This window comes from Paenibacillus spongiae, assembly GCF_024734895.1.
Taxonomy (GTDB): Bacteria; Bacillota; Bacilli; order Paenibacillales; family Paenibacillaceae; genus Paenibacillus_Z; species Paenibacillus_Z spongiae.
Genome location: NZ_CP091430.1, coordinates 7,235,311 through 7,253,914, shown reverse-complemented (window position 1 = coordinate 7,253,914; position 18,604 = coordinate 7,235,311). Strand labels below are relative to the sequence as shown.

Annotated in this window: 16 protein-coding genes; 6 read left to right on the top strand and 10 right to left on the bottom strand. The window is 51.5% G+C overall.

What is annotated here, in order from left to right; all coding sequences use genetic code 11:
• Positions 1-77 precede the first annotated feature (77 nt).
• Both L1F29_RS32575 and L1F29_RS32570 read right to left on the bottom strand, forming a co-directional pair.
• Complete coding sequence (locus L1F29_RS32575; protein WP_258386113.1) at positions 78-1,106, bottom strand: Gfo/Idh/MocA family protein; 1,029 nt, start codon at positions 1,104-1,106, stop codon at positions 78-80.
• The gene (locus tag L1F29_RS32570; RefSeq protein WP_258386112.1) at positions 1,099-1,911 is read right to left on the bottom strand and encodes a hydroxypyruvate isomerase family protein; all 813 of its coding nucleotides are present in this window, start codon (positions 1,909-1,911) and stop codon (positions 1,099-1,101) included. The genes L1F29_RS32575 and L1F29_RS32570 overlap by 8 nt, the downstream gene beginning before the upstream one ends.
• 127 nt (positions 1,912-2,038) lie before the next feature.
• Here L1F29_RS32570 and L1F29_RS32565 point away from each other — a divergent pair, with 127 nt between their 5' ends.
• The gene (locus L1F29_RS32565; protein WP_258386111.1) at positions 2,039-2,878 is read left to right on the top strand and encodes an AraC family transcriptional regulator; all 840 of its coding nucleotides are present in this window, start codon (positions 2,039-2,041) and stop codon (positions 2,876-2,878) included.
• A 104-nt stretch (positions 2,879-2,982) separates the two neighbouring features.
• On the opposite strand, the gene L1F29_RS32560 is transcribed toward L1F29_RS32565, so the two are convergent.
• The 4 genes from L1F29_RS32560 to L1F29_RS32545 form a co-directional block, all read right to left on the bottom strand.
• Positions 2,983-4,665, bottom strand: a complete 1,683-nt coding sequence (locus L1F29_RS32560) for an ATP-binding protein (protein ID WP_258386110.1) — start codon at positions 4,663-4,665, stop codon at positions 2,983-2,985.
• Positions 4,666-4,685: 20 nt separating this feature from the next.
• Complete coding sequence (locus tag L1F29_RS32555) at positions 4,686-5,534, bottom strand: CheR family methyltransferase (RefSeq protein ID WP_258389879.1); 849 nt, start codon at positions 5,532-5,534, stop codon at positions 4,686-4,688.
• Positions 5,527-9,225: a response regulator gene (locus L1F29_RS32550; protein WP_258386109.1), complete on the bottom strand. Its 3,699-nt coding sequence runs from the start codon at positions 9,223-9,225 to the stop codon at positions 5,527-5,529. The genes L1F29_RS32555 and L1F29_RS32550 overlap by 8 nt, the downstream gene beginning before the upstream one ends.
• Before the next feature lie 119 nt (positions 9,226-9,344).
• Positions 9,345-9,680 carry a YflT domain-containing protein gene (locus L1F29_RS32545; RefSeq protein ID WP_258386108.1) on the bottom strand — a complete coding sequence of 112 codons (336 nt, stop codon included), beginning with the start codon at positions 9,678-9,680 and terminating at the stop codon, positions 9,345-9,347.
• A 194-nt stretch (positions 9,681-9,874) separates the two neighbouring features.
• Here L1F29_RS32545 and L1F29_RS32540 point away from each other — a divergent pair, with 194 nt between their 5' ends.
• Entirely contained in the window at positions 9,875-10,090 is a 216-nt protein-coding gene (locus L1F29_RS32540; protein ID WP_258386107.1) for an alpha amylase N-terminal ig-like domain-containing protein, read from the top strand.
• Positions 10,091-10,241: 151 nt separating this feature from the next.
• On the opposite strand, the gene L1F29_RS32535 is transcribed toward L1F29_RS32540, so the two are convergent.
• Together L1F29_RS32535 and L1F29_RS32530 are read right to left on the bottom strand one after the other, a co-directional pair.
• Complete coding sequence (locus tag L1F29_RS32535; protein ID WP_258386106.1) at positions 10,242-11,285, bottom strand: sensor histidine kinase; 1,044 nt, start codon at positions 11,283-11,285, stop codon at positions 10,242-10,244.
• Positions 11,282-11,953: a response regulator transcription factor gene (locus tag L1F29_RS32530; protein WP_309252360.1), complete on the bottom strand. Its 672-nt coding sequence runs from the start codon at positions 11,951-11,953 to the stop codon at positions 11,282-11,284. Before L1F29_RS32530 ends, L1F29_RS32535 begins: the two co-directional genes overlap by 4 nt.
• Before the next feature lie 192 nt (positions 11,954-12,145).
• Here L1F29_RS32530 and L1F29_RS32525 point away from each other — a divergent pair, with 192 nt between their 5' ends.
• Positions 12,146-12,913 (top strand): ABC transporter ATP-binding protein, encoded by a 768-nt coding sequence (locus tag L1F29_RS32525; protein WP_258386105.1) that lies wholly within the window; start codon positions 12,146-12,148, stop codon positions 12,911-12,913.
• Entirely contained in the window at positions 12,900-16,097 is a 3,198-nt protein-coding gene (locus tag L1F29_RS32520; protein ID WP_258386104.1) for an FtsX-like permease family protein, read from the top strand. The genes L1F29_RS32525 and L1F29_RS32520 overlap by 14 nt, the downstream gene beginning before the upstream one ends.
• 41 nt (positions 16,098-16,138) lie before the next feature.
• Here L1F29_RS32520 and L1F29_RS32515 read toward each other — a convergent pair whose 3' ends face one another.
• Positions 16,139-16,318, bottom strand: coding sequence for a hypothetical protein (locus tag L1F29_RS32515; protein ID WP_258386103.1), 180 nt, complete (start codon positions 16,316-16,318; stop codon positions 16,139-16,141).
• 219 nt (positions 16,319-16,537) lie between these two features.
• On the opposite strand from L1F29_RS32515, the gene L1F29_RS32510 reads away from it, so the two are divergent.
• A complete protein-coding gene (locus L1F29_RS32510; RefSeq protein ID WP_258386102.1) occupies positions 16,538-16,687 on the top strand; it encodes a hypothetical protein in 150 nt (49 codons plus the stop codon).
• Here L1F29_RS32510 and L1F29_RS32505 read toward each other — a convergent pair whose 3' ends face one another.
• Positions 16,688-17,566, bottom strand: a complete 879-nt coding sequence (locus L1F29_RS32505; protein WP_258386101.1) for a helix-turn-helix domain-containing protein — start codon at positions 17,564-17,566, stop codon at positions 16,688-16,690.
• A gap of 198 nt (positions 17,567-17,764) precedes the next feature.
• Between L1F29_RS32505 and L1F29_RS32500 the strand changes: the two genes are divergently transcribed.
• Positions 17,765-18,511, top strand: a complete 747-nt coding sequence (locus L1F29_RS32500) for a phytanoyl-CoA dioxygenase family protein (protein ID WP_258386100.1) — start codon at positions 17,765-17,767, stop codon at positions 18,509-18,511.
• The last annotated feature ends 93 nt before the right edge of the window (positions 18,512-18,604 follow it).

Below are 18,604 nucleotides of genomic sequence, written 5' to 3'. Positions count from 1 at the left end.
ATCGCGATTTTGTTCATACGATGCATCCAGGAAGGGCAAGAACGGGTCACGCAGCTCCATTCGTCCAAGAACCCTGCTTATTCCGGATGCTTGTATTCGACGATTCTGCCGGTAACGGCCGATTCGATGGCCGCCAGGCTAATCGTCAGCATCTCCTTGCCGTCCTGAAAGCCGACCGGTGCCGGAATACCCTGCTCGATCGCCTGGGCGAACGTCTGGAATTGCTCGGCATGCAAGCTTTGCCGATGACCCTCAATTCCTAATTCACGCCGCTGATCTCCCTCATAGATCGTAATGCTGCCCGTTATATTCGTAAAATCGCCTTCTGCGCCGCCCCTGGGGCCGTACAGCCTGTCGCTGCGCCCGCCCAGCTGAAAGCCCTTCGCCATCCCCCACGTAATGACCATCTCGGCCATATCCCCCGACTCGTATTTCACGGACATAACCGCCGTATCGATCGCCAGCTTCTCAATATGCGATAGCTCCGGACGGTCTTTGGCGAATACATCCCCGATGCAATAGATGCTCTTCGGCCTCGATTGGAAAATATGCTTCCACATCATGAAATAATGGCAGCAATTGTCCATTAACGGCCCCATATTGCCATTCGCGTCATGCATCAAACGCTTCGGCCGCACCTCCGCCACGCCCGTGGAGGTAATCAGCATCGGATGTCCGAACACTTGATCCGCCGCCATTTGCTTCACTATCTTCAAGCTGTTGGCGAAGCTGCGCTGGAGACCGATGCCGAAATGGACACCCGCCTTGTTTACCGCCGCTTCCATCGCCTTCACTTCCTCGAACGACCGCGCCAGCGGCTTTTCGCAAAAAACATGCTTTCCTTGCTCCGCCGCATAGATGGTAACCGGGGCGTGCAGCGCAAGCGGCAAGCAGATCGAAACGATATCGATCTCCGGATCGGCCGCGGCTTCCCTGTAATCCAGATACATGTTTGGAATGCCGTATTTCTCCTTGGTTTTCTTGGCCAGCTCTTCACTAATGTCCGTAACCGATACGACCCGGTGTCCGGCATTCTGCCAGGCTCCTACGTGCGTATTTCCCATGTCGCCCGCGCCGATGACGGCAATATTCATCCTTTTACTCATGAGGCACCTCTTTCATTGAGATGTAGGCCGGATAGGCATGCTTGATGCGTTGAAATGCGGCTGCATAGTCTCCGGACGGCGCATACTCCAGCCCGATGAATCCGTCGTATCCCGATGCCGCTACGGCCTCCAGAAGAGCTTCATAGTCGATTTCTCCGCCGATCGGCTCGTTTCTTCCCGGGACTCTCGCGAGATGGTAATAGCCGATCATCGCATGATTGCTGCGGATCTCCTGGACGACATTCCCGTGCATAATATGCATGTGGTAGGCATCGTACAACAGCTTCACGTTCGGGCTTCCGGTATCGTGTATGATTCGGAAACCTTCCTCCGCCGTGTCGCAATACACGCCGTTATGGTCGATTTTGCTGTTGAGCGGTTCGATTAGTGCCGTTACGCCGGCCTCCTCCAGAATCGGAGCTACATATTTCAACGATGTAACGGCTTCCTGTCTATGTTTGTCAATGCTCCAGCCCTGAATCAGGTTCCCCGACACCATGACCAGGCTGCTGCAGGACAACGCCCGGGCATAAGCGACAGCCGATTCCACATCGCGGGCAAGCCTTTCCCGGTCTTCGGGGAGGACCAATACCGGCCGCGCGCCTGCGGCTATTCCTGTCGTGCCGCCCAAGCAGCTTATTTCGAGCGGAGCCGCTTGCCGCAATTCGACCGCTTCCGACAGCTCATAATTTCGCCAAACGAATTCACATCCTTGAAAGCCGCTGTTTCTCGCAGCCATCCAACGATCGTGAAATGAATGGCCTGCACCGAAATTCATTTCCAAATGCGCGGCAAACCTGATCACGGATATCACCTCTCTTGGTTAAATTCTCATATAAGTATACGCTTACATATAGTTGTGGAAAATGGTACAATGTTGCCGGTTGATTCGCAGATTGTGACATTGATCGATCAGGGGAGGGACGGAGCGGGTGGAAGAGAATGATCGCGAATATTGTGAGATGTGGCGTCATTTGCCTGGTGATCTGGAGAAGTCCGGCGGCATTCAGCTCATACGCGCCGGTCGGAACATCGCTAAGCCGACCTATGAGGTCGGTCCGCAAGTGCGTTACGACTATAGCCTGCATTTCGTGCTTGAAGGCGAGGTTCGGTTCATTCAAGGCAATCAGCGACATATTGTGAAGGAGGGCGGCTTGTTCTGCATTTATCCGAATGTGACTTTTCACACGGTAAACCATCAGCCTGACAAGCGCCTCAGGATGTTCTGGCTTGCCTTCAGCGGGGAGCAATCGGCTGCACTTCTTCGTTCCATTGGCATCGGAGAGGGCCATTATTGTCTGTTCGACCGGATCGGCAGCGGGGTGCAGAAGTGCATTGAACGCGTTATTGCCGCCTTTGCCTGTCAAGATAACAGCGACAGCGGGATCCATCTGCTATCCAAAGTGTACGAGCTGTTCGATACGCTGTCGGATACCGGTCAGCCTGCAATTGGACAACGTCAGGAGGATTGGCTTCAGAAAGGGATCGATTACTTGAACCTGCATTATCGGGAGAAGGTGACCGTTGAGGATGTATCGGCGTATGTCGGCGTGAACCGCTCCCACTTTACCCGAACGTTCAGGAGCGCAATGGGCATGCCTCCTAACCGCTACATCCTCTCGCTCAGAATGGAGGAAGGAGCGCGGCTGCTGAATGGCTCCGTAATGTCCGTTGAAGAGATCGCGCTTTCGCTCGGGTATTCCGACATTTATTCCTTCATACGGGCTTTCAAAAAAATGAACGGCGTATCGCCGTCCTTCTACCGGAAATAACTTGCGAGCGTAAGCCGGCGCATAGCAGTCGCGACAAGCAAGGGCTGCGTGTCACACTTAAGCAACAAGCAGCCCGTTCCGGACAAGGAACGAGCTGCGGATCATTATGTAAAAGCTACCGGCGGTTCCGTTGAAAGACCAGACGAGGAGGATGGGTCCGTCAAATAAATCCTTTTGCCTGTGCTGCGGCGGTCGGGATCTGCGGGCGTCCCTTGCGGCTTCATCGTCACGCTGAACCGGAAGGTCGTGCCGACATTGACCTTGGTGGACACTTCGATCGTCCCATTCATCAGCTCCACCAGGTTTTTGCAGATGGCAAGCCCGAGTCCCGTTCCGCCATAACGCCTTGTAAGCGACGTGTCGACTTGAGAGAAGGGCTGGAAGAGGAGAGGCAGCTTCTCCTCCGGGATGCCTACGCCCGTATCCTCAACCGCAAATTCCAGCGTAATGGCGTCCTCCTGCTTCTCCAGAAGATGTACGGCAACATGAATGCCGCCCTGCGCCGTGAATTTGACGGCGTTGCCAACCAGGTTGATCAACACCTGCCGCAGCTTCATGCCATCGCCAACGACAATGGCAGGAAGCTTAGGGTCGAATTCGCATGTCAGCGCGAGATCCAGCTCCTTCGACTTGGCGGTGAACAATTCGAAGGTTTCGGCGACGACCATTTCGATCTGGAACGGAATCTCCTCCAGCTCCAGCCTGCCGGACTCAATCTTCGCATAGTCAAGGATATCGTTGATGACCGCCAGCAGCGCATCGCCGCTCTTGCGGATAATGTCCGCATATTCCCGCTGTTCATCGTCGAGCTCGGTCTCCAGTATAAGGCCGGTCATGCCGAGCACGCCATTCATAGGCGTACGAATTTCGTGGCTCACCATCGCCAGGAAATCCGTCTTTGCCCGCGCGGCGATTTCCGCCTCATCCTTCGCATTCATCAGCTCCTGCTCGAAACGCTTCCGCTCCGTCATATCGCTGATGGTGCAGGCATAGATACATTCCTCATCTACCATCGCCAGGCCTAGCTGAACCTCTGCCGGAAACCGACTGCCATTCTTGCGGATCGGGGAAAGCTCGATTCGCTGGCCGCCTTCGCCGGCCGCCACGTTCTTAAAGTTCTCTCCGCCGAGGCAGGGAATCAGCTCGGCAATGGAACGTCCGATAATTTCGCTCTCGAGATACCCGAACATGGGCGTTAATGCGGGATTAACGGCCAATATGATGCCTTCCTCATCGAAGGTTACCATCGTGTCGATGCTCGTCTCCTGAATGACGCGCGCCATGACCTGCGTCTTGTTCAGCTGGTACGCGGTGCGCATCAGCTCGCGGTTCATCCTCTCCAGCTCTTTGGTCTTCTGATGCAGCAGCTCTCTCTGAAGCTGGAGCGTCTTATTGTTGGCGTACATGCGGACGAAGCCTTCGATTTTGGTCCGCAAAATTTGCGGAACGAACGGCTTCAGCAAATAGTCGATGGCGCCGACCTCGTAACCGGTGAAGAAATGCTCGGATTCCTTGCTGGTCGCGGATATGAATATAATCGGAGTTTCCCGCGTTTTCTCGCGCATCTTAATAAGTCGGGCGGTCTCGAACCCGTCCATCTGCGGCATTTGAACATCGAGCAGTATGACCGCAAACTCGTCCTTGAGCAAGCAGCGCAGCGCTTCTTCCCCTGAGAGACATTTGACCAGATTGTAATTCAAGTCCCCAAGCACCGCCTCCAATGTCAGGAGATTGTCCGGATGGTCGTCGACTAGCAAGATGTTGATCGGTCCGTCGTATGAAATCATCAGCTGAGAATTCACCTGCCTTATCTTAACTTACGGTAAAGCCGACTGTGCGAATCATCGAGCTCCTGGTAAGCGTCGGCATGCCGTGTGAACGTAATCGATTCCTTCGTGCCAAGCGCAAGGACGCCGAAGCTGCTCAAGCTGTCATACAGCAGCTCATGCACGTGATCCTGAAGCTCTTTGTTGAAATAGATCATGACATTGCGGCAAAAGATAACGTTAAATTCATTAAACGACCGGTCACTCACCAAATTATGCTGGGCAAATACGATATTTTCCCGCAGCCCCGAATGAAAGATGACGGAATTGTATTTAGCCGTATAGTATTGGCTGAACGATACCTTGCCGCCTGCCTCCATATAGTTTCTCGTGAAGATCTGCATCCGTTCAAGGGGAAAGACGCCGGCCTTAGCCGTTTCCAGCACCTGCTCGTTCATATCGGTGGCGTAGATGCGCGTCTTATCGTATAATCCTTCCTCCTTCAGCAGAATGGCCATGGAATAGACCTCTTCGCCTGTTGAGCAGCCCGCATGCCAGATGCGGATAAACGGATATGTGCGGAGCATGGGAACCACCTTCTCGCGAAAGGCGAGGAATACCTGCGGATCCCGGAACATCTCGGTGACATGGATCGTTAGGTCCGACAGCAGCCGGTCCATCGCATCCCGGTTATGCAGGATTTGCTCGGTCAAGGCCGTGACGGACGGCAGACGCTCGGCACTGACGCGGTGCAGGATGCGGCGGCGTACGGACGAGAAGGCATAGTTGCGAAAATCATATCCATAGAACCGGTATAAGCCTTCGAGGAGCAGCTCGATTTCGATCCGCTCCCGCTCACCGGACCGGTCATGTTTCTGTTGATTATTTATATAACCACACCCTCATCAGAGATAGGAGCTGATCGATATTGACGGGCTTCGCGATATAATCGGAGGCGCCGGCCTCGATACACTTGTCCCGGTCTTCCTTCATCGCTTTGGCCGTGATGGCGATAATCGGCAGACGTTCATACTCCGGCTTGGAACGGATGCGGCGCATCGTCTCATAGCCATCCATCTCCGGCATCATCATATCCATTAGGATAAGCTGGATGGATTCCTTGCTTTCAAGCATCTCAAGCGCTTCGATTCCATTCTCTGCGAATACGATATCCATCTTGTATCCTTCAAGGGCGCTGGACAGCGCGAATACGTTGCGGATATCGTCGTCGACAATCAGAATCTGCTTGCCCTCGAAGATGGCTTCCACGCTGTGGAGCTTGCGCAGCACGCTTCGCTTGTCCTCCGGCAGGTCGGCTACGACCCGGTGCAGGAACAAGGTGGTTTCATCCAGCAGCCGTTCCGGCGATTTGACATCCTTGATAATGATGGTCTCCGCATATTTCTTCAGCTGCAGCTCTTCCTTCTTGTCCAGCTCGCGGCCGGTATAAATAATAATCGGCAGGTCACGGAGGTCATCGTTCCGGCGAACGCCGTCGAGCAGATCGAATCCGGAAATATCCGGCAGGCCAAGATCGAGAATCATGCAATCGTAATGGTGCGCATTCAGCTCGGACAGCGCCTCGCGGCCTGTCGATACCGCCTGGATGGCGACATCGTCATGGCCGACCAGCTCCATAATACTGGATCGCTGCACGGCATCGTCTTCGACGATCAAGAGATGCTTCAAGTTGCGCTCCAGGAAGGATTCGATCTGCTGGAACAGACTGTCCAGCCGCTCCTTCGACGCCGGCTTCTTCAAGTAAGCGATCGCGCCCATGGACAACCCTTGCTGCACTTCGTCCATCACGGAGATGACATGGACCGGAATATGCCGCGTGTCCGCATTGTGCTTCAAGTGATGAAGGACCGACCAGCCATCCATAACCGGCAGCATAATATCGAGCAGAATGGCATCCGGTTTGTGATTCTTGGCATAAGCCAGACCCAGATCGCCCTGCAGCGTGACGACGCCCTTGAAGCCGTGCGAACGTGCGATATCAAGCATAACGCGGGCAAAGTGCTCATCGTCCTCAATAATCAGGACGACCCGGTCATCGGCGGTGATCGTTTCGCGATCGTCGTTCACGACCGCTGCAACCCGCTCGGGCAGATCCGCGGACTTGACCGGCGGTTGCGCGGTCTGCGTTCCGGCTGCTTGCAGAGCTGCCGCAACCGCCTGTATGCCAAGCTCCTGGCTCTGCATGGCCGAATCCGTCTCTTCGATGGCAGGATCGGCGACATGGAATTCCGGCAGGAAGAGCGTGAACGTGCTGCCGCTGCCTTCCGAGCTTTCCAAGGAGATGAAACCGCCGAGCAGATGCGCCAGCTCCCGGCTAATGGCAAGCCCAAGGCCGGTACCGCCATACACGCGGCTAGTCGTGCCGTCCACCTGCTGGAACGCTTCGAAAATAATGTCCTGCTTCTCCTCGGAGATGCCGATGCCGGTATCCCGCACTTCAAACGCGAGCATCCGCCCGCTATCGATGCTGACGGATGCCGTTTCAACCGGTTTCGCCAGACGGACATGCAGGGATACTCCGCCTTGATGAGTAAATTTGAATGCGTTGGACAGCAAATTTTTGATGACCTGTTTGACACGATGGCCATCGGTGTACATTTGTTCGGGAACGCCGTCTTCGACGGACATGTCGAAGCCGATCTCTTTCTGCTGGCCTACCGGCATGAAGCTTCTGCGCAAGCCTTGCAGCATGTCACAGATCGGCACATGCTCGGTGACCAGATTCATTTTGCCTGCACCGATCTTGGACAGATCCAGAATTTCATCGATCAGCTTCAGCAAATCGCCGCCGGATGAGTGAATCGTCGTCGCGAATTCAATCTGCTTCGACGAAAGATTGTTCTCCGTATTGGCCATCAGCATCTGAGATAGAATGAGGAGGCTGTTGAGCGGCGTCCGCAATTCATGCGACATATTGGCCAGGAACTCGGATTTGTATTTGGATGCCAGAGCAAGCTGCACGGTCTGCTTCTCGAGCGCATTCTTCGTTTTCTCGATTTGTTCGTTCTTCTGTTCCGTCTGGCGCATTTGCAATTCAAGCAGATGCGTCTTCTGTAGCAGCTCCTCGTTGCTCTGTTCAAGCTCTTCCTGCTGGCTCTGAAGCAGCTCCTCCGATTTCTTCAGGGCGCGTGTCTGCTCCTCAAGCGTATCGTTGGAACGGCGCAGTTCTTCCTGCTGGGACATGAGCTCCTCCGACTGCGCCTGCAGCTCTTCGCTGAGCGTCTGCGATTCGCGCAGCAGCTCTTCGACACGCATTCGGCCGAACAGGTTGTTCAAGATAATGCCGAAGCTCTCGGCAAGCTCGCGCAGCAGTTCTTTCTCGCGGCTCGTGAACGGCTGCAGAGAGGCAAGCTCGATAATGCCAAGCAGGCTGTCGTTCTGATACATAACCGGCATAAGCATAAGCTGGAGCGGCGCTGTCTCGCCTAACCCGGATTTAATCTTAATGTGGGAGGCCGGCAGATCGGACAGCTCGATCGTCTCTTTGCTGACGGCACACTGTCCGACCAGGCCGTGACCGAAGGCGAATGTCTGCTCGAACACGGTCCCGTCATGCGGTGCGTATGCGCCCATGAGGCGAAGGCGGTTCTCGCTTCCCAGCCCTCCACGGATATAGAGTCCGCCATATGAGGCTCCTACAAGAGGTACCATCTTGGTGACGAAGGCTTGGGCGATGTGCTCCAAATTCGTTTCGCTTTGCAAATCGACCGTCGTATTCGCCAGGTTGGATTTGACCCAAGCTTCATCCTCGACGTTCTGATTATAGGCTTGTTCAATTGCCGTCTTCTGCTCCAGCGTATCGGCCAGCCGGTTGAACGCTTTGGCGACATCGCCAAACTCATCGCCGGTCTCCGTCTTTTGGCGCAGGTTGCGGTCAAGGGTGCCCTTCGTATAGGCCGTAATCAGCATCGACAAGCTGTTGAGCCCGCGCGTAACCCCGGTCAAATTCCACAGCATCGTACCGAGCCCCAGCAGAAGTCCGAGAATGGTTGTCCAGAGCAAGATGCTGCGTGAATACTGATTCGTATCCTGTGCAGCCTGCACGGCTTCGTCGGTCAACCGTCGCTGGCTGTCGGCAAGCTTGTCCAACAGGGCGACAGTGTCTTCCTGATATTGAATGCCTTCTTTCTCCCGCAGCGCGATCGCTTCGCTCCCTTTGCCATCGCTGATCAACTGAGTGATTTGCTTCTGATAGCCGAAGAAGAGATCCATATTGCGCTCCACGTCCTGCAGCAGTGTAATCTCCGCCTCAGTGGAAGCCCGGCTCTTCAGCTGAGCCAGACGGTCCAATGCAATTGCCGGCTCGTTGGTGAGCAGGTACTCATTCTTGTTAATGCTGTCGGTGGTCGGCACGGTCAGCACATTAACGAGCCCGTTGGCCGTATTATTAACGGCGCCGCGGGTTTCGAAGGCGAGCATAACCTTCTGGTAACGTTCCTCATATACTTCATCGAGCTTGTCCCCGACACGGGAGAAGTTGCTCAGCCCGGACAACGATATGAATAAGATTAACAGCATCATGACGATAAAGCTGGTGATCAGTTTCGTTCTTGTTTTCATTCGATCTCTCACCTGTTACCCTTCTATTCCATATAAATGGGCGGATTATTTTACGAACATGCGAACAGGCCGCCAGCCTCGCAAGGCTTGCGACCTAACCGCATCAATCGTCAATCGATTCAGTGGACGTTCGTAATAACAAGTACACGGCCTCGATCAAGCTCCTCTTCGTACCGCTCGGCTTCGGTCTCGGTCAACCCGATTGATGTCAGCTTGGAGCGAATTTCATCGCCGCGCGAGCGGAAGACGTTGGCCATCGAGGTGAACATCCCTTCCTCCGACATGCCGATTTGGTTAGCGTCCGTTGCATCGGCGAGCGATTTGGTCTGATCACTGTCATGGGCTAGAACATAGATATCATCCTGTTTGTAGCCGCGTTGGTTCAGTTCCCGGACCGCGTGCAGCGCATCCATGGCAGTTGTCACAATTTGAACAGTCGGTTTGATAGATTGCATCATAATCCCTCCGTCTTTCATGTGGATTTGCCAGGTGAGGCTTGATCTGTATTACCACCTTATAGGGTGATTGAAACAAGCCTGGTCCGACTGGTCCGACTATGCCCGGGATTCAGACGCCTTGGTTAATGTGTGATTCTCCTTAATGGCCGCACATTGCAGACCGGCCGTATCGAATAGAGGAGATGGAGTCTATGCAATGGGAATGTTTTCACCGCTCGCCGCGTAGCAGCTGGGCGTATACCTATGACCGGGCTACGATTCACCTGCGGGTCCGAACGAAGCGGGATGACGTTGAAGCGATTACAGCCCTAACCGGAGACAAATACGATTGGGATGGATTTCATGAAGATATTCCGGTGGAGAAGGTGGCATCCGACCACTTCTTCGATTATTGGGGGGCGCAGTAAAGCCGGCATACAAACGGTTTTCGTATGGATTCCGTAGCGCGCGAGGATCTCGACCGATCCGAACGCGAGCGCACGCTCGCCGATCGAGAGTGCGAGCTCAACCGCAAGACCGTTGGATTCTTGAGGGAGGAACACGCTTAATCTGAGTTATTCATCCGCCAGGATCATAATCGAACGGGTAATAATTTCGGTATTTGGGAAAATGAATAAAAACCGTCGTGTGCAAGCCTTCTTCCGACTGAATGGAAAGGTCATGATCCAATTTAAGAGCCAATTGTTTTGCCAGATATAGCCCTATGCCTGTTGATTTAGAATATCTTCTGCCAGTCGAGCCCGTAAATCCTTTCTCAAATACGCGGTGGAGCTCCTCCTCTTTGATTCCGATGCCGTTATCTTGAATCAACAGCCTTTTTTCTTTGTGGTCCTCTTCAAACCTCACCGAAATTTCCCCGCCGGGCTCCGTGTATTTTAACGAGTTGAATACGATTTGGTCCAGGATAAACCTGAGCCATTTGCTGTCGGTATGAACTGCTTGCAGGGTATCATCCATATGAAAGCGGATCTTTTTGTCTATAAAGGTTTTGGCATATTTTTTGACGGTTTTTTTAACCAAAGGATCCAGCAGTACTTCCATAATGAAATAGTCTTTGGAAAAGGAGTCTATCCTGGAATAGTACAGAGCCTGTTCCACATAATTTTCGATTCTGTCAATTTCATCCTCCAATTTGTCAATCGTAGATTTGGTCGCTATTTCGCCACCGGTTTCCATGAGCAAGCGGCTTGCGGCAATCGGAACCTTGACTTCATGAATCCATGAAGCAATGAAATCTTGATGATCCTTCATCTCGGTATGCAAGCTTTGCAGCTGCCTGACATGCGTATCGCGTAATTTCTTTAGCAGCTTTACATAAAGCTGTTGTTCATTATTTTGAGGTTTGGGCATGGCCGCAAGAAATTCCTCATGCCCGGTGCCGGCCAAATCATTCAATTCACGGTAAAAGCTCATACGGCGGTAATATCCGATGAGGATATATACAAGGACAATAAATAAGCCAATCGTATGGATATAAACGACATTATGGGCCTCATAGAGGCTTTCCGCCCCCACCGCCGTCATGATCGTAACGATACCCATCAAAATGATGTAAAAGACGAAGAAGCTCCCTTGATCCCGCAAATATTGAGAAAAACTCATTGGATGATATAACCTCTCCCCTTCTTCGTCATAATGAAGTTGTCCTTTCCAAGCTCGGCAAGCTTCTTACGCAAGCGGGCCATGTTGACCGACAACGTATTTTCGTCCACGAAGCTTTCATCTTCCCAAAGACTTCGCATCAATTTCTTCCGGTCCACGATCATCCCTTTATGTTTCATGAGAATATTCAGAATGAGAAATTCCGTTTTGGTCAGATCCGCCTTCTGACCATCGATCCGGGCATCCCCGTCATCCAGACTTAATACGACTCCGTCATGTTCCATAATGTTAGAGCGCGGTTCCGGATAGGAGTAAGTTCTTCGCAGCAGCGCATTTATTTTGGCCAATAGGACATCCGTATGGAAAGGCTTCTGAATATAATCGTCCCCACCCATATTCATCGACATCACCATATCCAATGACGTATCCCGGGAGGACAGGAAGATGAGGGGAACCTTCGAGACTTCTCGTATTTTATTGCACCAGTAAAACCCGTCGAATGAAGGCAAGTTGATATCCATAATAACCAGATGCGGGCTTTCATGGAGAAACAGCGTCAACACCTTGTCAAAATCTTCGGCTTGAACGATTTCAAAACCCCATCTTGCCAATGTTTCGCCAACTATATCGCATATTGTCGGATCGTCTTCAACGATCAGTATTTTCACAATATCGCTCTCCATTTTCCGTCATGACGATGCCTTATACATGATTATAATCGATCATAGTAATCGAACAAGGCTTCGAATGCCAATGTGACGAAAATGTAAGTTTGCGATGAAGCTTGTAAGCTTGTGTTTAGGTGCCCCGTTATACAATGGAAAATATAAATCAAACGTATGACGAATGGAGAGAAATCGATGAAAACCATAGTGGAGGCAAAGCGAATAAAAAAAGTGTACGGCTCTAATGGGCACATATACCCTGCATTGAATAACATTGACCTCACCGTGCAAGAGGGCGAATTCGTAGGCATAATGGGTCCGTCAGGCTCGGGCAAATCGACACTGCTTAATGTATTGGCTACGATTGACGAGCCGACTTCAGGCGACATCGTCATTGACGGAACGAGACCGGCCAAGATGAATGAAGATCAATTAGCCGCCTTCCGACGGGAAAAGCTCGGCTTTATATTTCAAGATTACAATTTGCTGGATACTTTAACCGTGAAGGAAAATATTGTGCTGCCATTGGCGCTGGCGAAGACGAGGGTAAAGGAATTGGAACAAAGAGTGGAACAAATCGCGGACAAATTCGGCATTCACCCGATTTTGGACAAATATCCGTATCAGCTATCGGGTGGACAAAAGCAGCGTACGGCGGCATCCCGCGCTATAATTTCCAAGCCAAGCCTGATCTTGGCGGACGAGCCTACAGGCGCGCTTGACTCCAAGTCGGCAACCGATTTATTGGAGAGCTTGAGGAATCTCAATGAGCAGGAGAAAGCCACGATATTGCTCGTTACCCATGATGCTTACGCGGCGAGCTTCTGCAAACGGGTGCTGTTTATTAAGGATGGAAACATATTTACAGAGCTTGCAAAAGGCAGCACATCCCGAAACGACTTTTTTAAGAAAGTATTGGATGTGCTCACCGTATTGGGAGGAAGCTCCAATGACATTATTTGATATCGCCAAGAAAAACATCCGGGGAAATGTGAAAAATTATTTTGTCTACTTCATTTCCATGCTTTTCAGTGTCGTGATTTACTTTACTTTCGTTTCCTTGCAGTATAGCCCGGATGTGCAGAAAAATATGGAATCGCAAAGCATGCAATCCGTTTTCATGTCTGCATCCGTTATTCTATTTTTATTCGTAGCCGTATTTGTGCTGTATTCAAACAATTTTTTCATGAGAAAACGCAAAAAAGAAGTCGGTTTATACGCATTGCTCGGTTTGAAGAGGTCCACGATCGGAAAAATGCTGTTTTACGAAAATCTGATTTTGGGTGCCTTTGTTCTAGTTTCAGGAATTGCAATAGGTACTCTATTATCCAAACTATTCAACATGATATTGCTAAAACTGCTGGGAATGCCGGCAGATGCGGGAATGACGTTTTCCGTTGATGCTGTCATCAATACCGTTATCGTATTCGCAGCCCTTAACTTATTCACATCTATTCAGGGCTATCGCATCATTTATGCAAATAAGTTAATTGAGCTCTTTCGAGCGGAGCAAGCCGGGGAACAGCAGCCGAAAGCTTTCGTAATCCCTTCAATATTAGCGGTTGTCTGCCTGGCGGTCGGTTATTGGTTTGCCTTCAGGAGCTTCAATAACACGACGGAAATTCTGACCAATATTAGCATTATGCTTGGCGGAATCATTCTGGGAACGCTACTGCTGTTCTCATCGCTTGCGGTTCTGTTTCTGAAAGTCGTAAAGCGCAGCAAGAAATATTATTACAATCGAATGAATCTGGTCACCGTTTCAAATCTGGTTTATCGCATTAATGGAAATGCGCGCACCTTGAGCGTCATCTCCCTTTTGTCCGCTGTGGCGCTGTGCGCCTTAAGCGTAGGTTTCGGCACATATTACGGGTTTGAGAAGACAGCGAAGCTGACGGCGCCATTTAGCTACATGTTTATCAAGCAGGACAAAGATTTTAATCAGAGGGTCGACAGCATCATTCGAGCGGATGAGGATCATCCGGTCATCTCGCAAATAACCATTAGCGTCATTAAAAGCAAGGGAAAAGATTCGAGCCGGGATCTATTGTCGGAGAAAGAATTGAAAGCGGACGAGAACCCCGTGAAAGTGATCTCAATCCAGCAATATAATCAGGTTGCCCGAGCATTAGAGTTCCCTCCTCTTGACCCGGTGGATGAAGGGAAAGCGATTGCCATTCGCCCCATGTACACCGATTATGAACTCTCTGATTATGAAGGCGAGTCCATCACGCTCCGACTGCCTGACGGAGACATGACGCTTCCCTTTGCCGGAATGACGGTCGAAAGAGTCCTTAATTGGAGCTATCCGGATGTGATGATCGTAGTCAATGACCGTACGTATCAATCGATCGAGACTCAAATTCCGCCAACTGACTACATCGGTTATTCCGTACAACAGCAAAAAACGACAAAAGCGACTGCCGATGCGCTTGCAGCCGTCAAAACGCCGGAATCGAAGCTGTCTTCATTCTATTCGGTTTACCGGTTCAGTCTGGAAGAGTCGGCCGTCAATGTTTTCGTATTGGGATTTCTTGCGCTTGTGTTTGTGATGGCAACAGGCAGCATTATTTATTTTAAGCAGCTGACAGAGGCTTCAGCCGATAAATCGAGATACGATATTCTTAAAAAAATCGGCGTTAGCAACCAGGATATTGGCAAGTCACTTCTTAAGCAGAATGCCTTTATCTTTCTTTTACCTTTGACGGTCGGATTGGCGCACTTTTTTGCGATATTAAATCTGTTGAAAAAGCTGATGAGCAGTATGGCTGGCGTCAATTTAACTTTGCCTATTGTTTATTGCGTCATTGCATTTGTACTCATTTACGCAGCTTATTACACAATTACCGTCAACTCCATCAGCAAGAGCGTCATAGAACAGTCGGCTCCTATGCTAAGAGCGGCTGCCGTATCGGTCATTGCGGTTTGTATGATTGCTTTAATCGGTATATCCGTCTGGTCGGCGGCCACAGCCCCGCAGGAAGAGGCCGCCTCTTTCGAGAAGGTACAACTGGAGCTGCCTAAGCCGACAGGCACATATGCGGTAGGTACGGTTGAATTGCATTTGACAGACAGCGAGCGGGTCGATCCATGGATGAAGGACCGGGCAAGAGAACTCATGATTAGCGTATGGTATCCGGCACAGCAAGAGGGCGAGAAGCGTGCACTATACATGGAGCCCGGGGCTGCCGAGCATTACGACCGGAACATACTCCCCACCATCGGGCTGGATGCCGGACGAATTGAATGGTCGAAAGCCCGCACCAACGCATGGCTCGGAGCACCCGTGGCAATTAACGAGGAGGGCTGGCCGGTGATCTTGTACTCCCCTGGGGGTTCGATTCCGCGAATCTTTGGCACGGTGCTGGTTGAAGAGTTGGCCAGCAAAGGGTATATCGTGGTGACCGTCGATCACACTTATGAAACATCTGTCGTTGAATTTCCGAACGGGCATCTGGTAACGGAGCAGTTGCCGGGAGGCAATAGAGCACAGATTATTCTAAAGATGCTGGACGTCAGAGTCGATGATATGCGTTTCGTGCTGGACCAGCTTGCAGCAATCCGGGAAGGCGGAAATTCTGACCACAAACAAATACCACTGCCATCAGGTCTTGATAAGGTTATGAATCTGTCCAAGATCGGCATATTCGGTCATTCCGCCGGCGGTGCGACAGCCGCTCAACTGATGTATGTCGATGACAGAGTCGCTGCAGGAATCGATATGGACGGGACTATGGGTTTTATGCCGGATTACCCGCTGCCGGTGGCGCAGCACGGACTGGATCGTCCGTTCCTGCTTATGGAAGCCGGCTACAATTCGGACGGGGAAGTGGATTCGCATCTTACCGCGGAAGACCGGAACTCCTTCTGGCGGCATTCCAGCGGCTGGAAACTGGATTTGAGCATACCTGAGGGGGCGCACTTCACCTTTACGGACTATCAGTTTTTGCTTCCGCAACTGGAAAGCAAGCTGAGTATGTCGCCCCAAGTCATTCAAAGCTTAATCGGCTTCGCCGGTCCCGATCGGATGTTGGCTGCACAGCGAAGTTATATCACGGCATTTTTCGACCTCCATTTGAAAGGCATTCCACAATCGTTATTGCTCGAACCGTCCACCCTGTATCCGGAAGTTGAATTTGTGAAGTGATCAAAAGCACCGCAAGAGGTGAACTACGTTCAAGCCTTATATCAAATACCGTTAATCTTGGTTCCTATGTTCTCCAATGCTTCTTTTGTTCTCTCCATCAGACTTGGCTCGCTTGGAGCCTTCGCAGTTGCCTTTCCATCCAGAATGATCTGTGTTTCATCACCATTCGTTTCGTTCTGACCCTCAGAACGGATAACCGGGTTACGTTCGCTTTTTTCCATTTTAGACTCCTTTTTATATATATCTGCCAGTGTCATAAACACTTACTATTATTCCGATGCCTAATTTTCTTTATGCAGGTATGCACGGCTCAGCCATTCTCCTGGATTCGGCGGACTATAACCATTTAATGAGGATAACGTTAAGCATGTAGGAGGAAACAACAGCCGAAGAGCCGTGATTCACACCGGGCAGGGTAGTGATGGGGTAAGCCAAGATGAATGCTTGATCCTGAAAACATATTGACGGTGATTGAACGCCTGCATCATCGTGCATCCATCATCGATTCGACTTATATGGGAGAAGCCGTCCGGACGCTCGTCTGGACGGCTTTATTTTTGTTGAAGCGCAGCTCCCACACGATCCCATGATTAACCTAAGAACGGATCGCCATCCTCATTCGAACCGGTTCGATCAAGCGATTTATTGCGAAACATGCTCGGAGTCATTCCGGTGTATTGCGAAAATTTGCGCGTGAAGTAGTCCGGAGAATGAAAGCCGACGTCTGCTGCGATCTGCGTTATATTGCGGGAGGTGAACTCCAGCAGCTTGGCGGCTTGGCGAAGGCGCATCTTAAGCAGAAATTCGAGTATGGAATCGCCCGTTTGTTCCTTGAACAAGTGGGCGAGACGTGAAGGGGAAAGGCATACGTGCTGCGCCAGATCCCGGATGCTGTAGGGCTCCTTTATGTTATGGGAGATCAGATTCAGAACTTCATGGATCCGCGGATCCAGCTTATGCTTCGAATCGGAGTGCAGGCTTGTGGCAAGCAGCATGATTTCCTCCAGCGAATTAAGTCCGAGCTCTTCGCGCAATGGATGGTTCATTGCTTGATTATCGGCAATGAGGTTCGAGAAAGCCGTGCGCATGCGCTCTTGTACTACCGGATCACGAACATGGATGAACAGCAGTCCCTTGGACAATTTCGGCAGATTGATCCAGGACATCCAAGACGATCTCGGTATGAAGTGAGCCCACATCATCTCCCAATGGCTGCCTTCCGGAGTGAAGTAATCATGCGGGGTTCCCGGCTGCAAAATGATCAGATCGCCGGATCGGCAGTACTGCAGCAGGTCATCGTTTCTCACGCAGCCTTCACCCGAGAGCGTGAACATGACAAGCCAATCCTTGGTACCCCAAGAGCGGTAGCCATAAAAACCGTAAGGTTCGTTCGTGTAGCCCGACACGAGAGCTCCTGGAGGCGGAGCGGGCGTTTGTTCCAATACGCGATTGCGCGGTTTATCGTCCATGAACGGATCCCTCATTCGTCCTGTGATTGTCGTTACAGGTTCCTGATTATGAAAGTCATTGTAAGTGCGGGATGCCTGCCCGTCAAGTCAGCAGAATCGTATGGGTATTTAGCCGTTCCCGAGGTTTACGCCCTTCTTGCCGGTTGGCTAAACTAGAAGAGCAAATGCCGAGCTCATCGATAATAGGAGGCGGGTTTCATGTTAACGCATCAACATGTGTTCGATTATCAACGTGACGGTTACGTCATTCTGGAGAACGTATTCAGCCAAGAGGAAGTTGGAAGGATGATTGACACGGTAGAACGGGGCGAGGGCGTCGCGCAAGCGAACGCAGGGGGCCCTCGGGACGCTTCGGGCAGAAGTTCGAGACTGGCTCTCTGGTATGATTTGCGGGACGATATCTGGTCTGCCGCAAGCACGGCGCCCCGGATTGTCAATTCGGTCCGGATCCTGCTCGGCGAAGACGCTTCTTTCTTTCACGGGAAGGTGATGCTCAAGGAAGCGAAATCCGGCGGCGCGTGGGAATGGCATCAGGATTACGGCTATTGGTACGGCCATGGCTTTGTTTTCCCGAACCTGATCAGCGCCTTCGTCGCATTGGACGCTTCCACTGTCGAGAACGGCTGCTTGCAGGTGCTTAGAGGCTCGCATAGAATAGGCAGGCTGGACCACGGGAGAGTAGGCACCCAGACGGGAGCGGAGCAAGCCCGGTTAAATCAGATCGAGTCCATGTTCGAGCGGGTCTATTGCGAATTAAAGCCTGGTTCGGTGCTGTTCTTTCACAGCAACCTGCTCCATGCTTCGGCCGCGAACGAATCCGACCGGCACCGAAGATCCTTCATCATGTGCTATTCGGCTGCATCCAATCCGGAAATTACGGAGAACGGATTGCGGTACAGGCCTTCCTGCCCCGTCGGGGATGAAGATGCCATCATGCGTTATTAGAAATTAGCAGCCGTTCCAGGATACGACGAATACTAAAGAACAAATACCGGTCCTGATACTCCGTTATCTGCCGGTTTGTTCTAGCGGAACGAA

Bases quoted from the DNA above. Each gene is read 5' to 3' on its own strand.
- L1F29_RS32575 (WP_258386113.1), bottom strand. From the start codon at position 1,106: ATGAGTAAAAGGATGAATATTGCCGTCATCGGCGCGGGCGACATGGGA.
- L1F29_RS32560 (WP_258386110.1), bottom strand. From the start codon at position 4,665: ATGATTTCATACGACGGACCGATCAACATCTTGCTAGTCGACGACCAT.
- L1F29_RS32550 (WP_258386109.1), bottom strand. From the start codon at position 9,225: ATGAAAACAAGAACGAAACTGATCACCAGCTTTATCGTCATGATGCTG.
- L1F29_RS32545 (WP_258386108.1), bottom strand. From the start codon at position 9,680: ATGCAATCTATCAAACCGACTGTTCAAATTGTGACAACTGCCATGGAT.
- L1F29_RS32540 (WP_258386107.1), top strand. From the start codon at position 9,875: ATGCAATGGGAATGTTTTCACCGCTCGCCGCGTAGCAGCTGGGCGTAT.
- L1F29_RS32535 (WP_258386106.1), bottom strand. From the start codon at position 11,285: ATGAGTTTTTCTCAATATTTGCGGGATCAAGGGAGCTTCTTCGTCTTT.
- L1F29_RS32525 (WP_258386105.1), top strand. From the start codon at position 12,146: ATGAAAACCATAGTGGAGGCAAAGCGAATAAAAAAAGTGTACGGCTCT.
- L1F29_RS32520 (WP_258386104.1), top strand. From the start codon at position 12,900: ATGACATTATTTGATATCGCCAAGAAAAACATCCGGGGAAATGTGAAA.
- L1F29_RS32515 (WP_258386103.1), bottom strand. From the start codon at position 16,318: ATGGAAAAAAGCGAACGTAACCCGGTTATCCGTTCTGAGGGTCAGAAC.
- L1F29_RS32510 (WP_258386102.1), top strand. From the start codon at position 16,538: ATGCTTGATCCTGAAAACATATTGACGGTGATTGAACGCCTGCATCAT.
- L1F29_RS32505 (WP_258386101.1), bottom strand. From the start codon at position 17,566: ATGGACGATAAACCGCGCAATCGCGTATTGGAACAAACGCCCGCTCCG.
- L1F29_RS32500 (WP_258386100.1), top strand. From the start codon at position 17,765: ATGTTAACGCATCAACATGTGTTCGATTATCAACGTGACGGTTACGTC.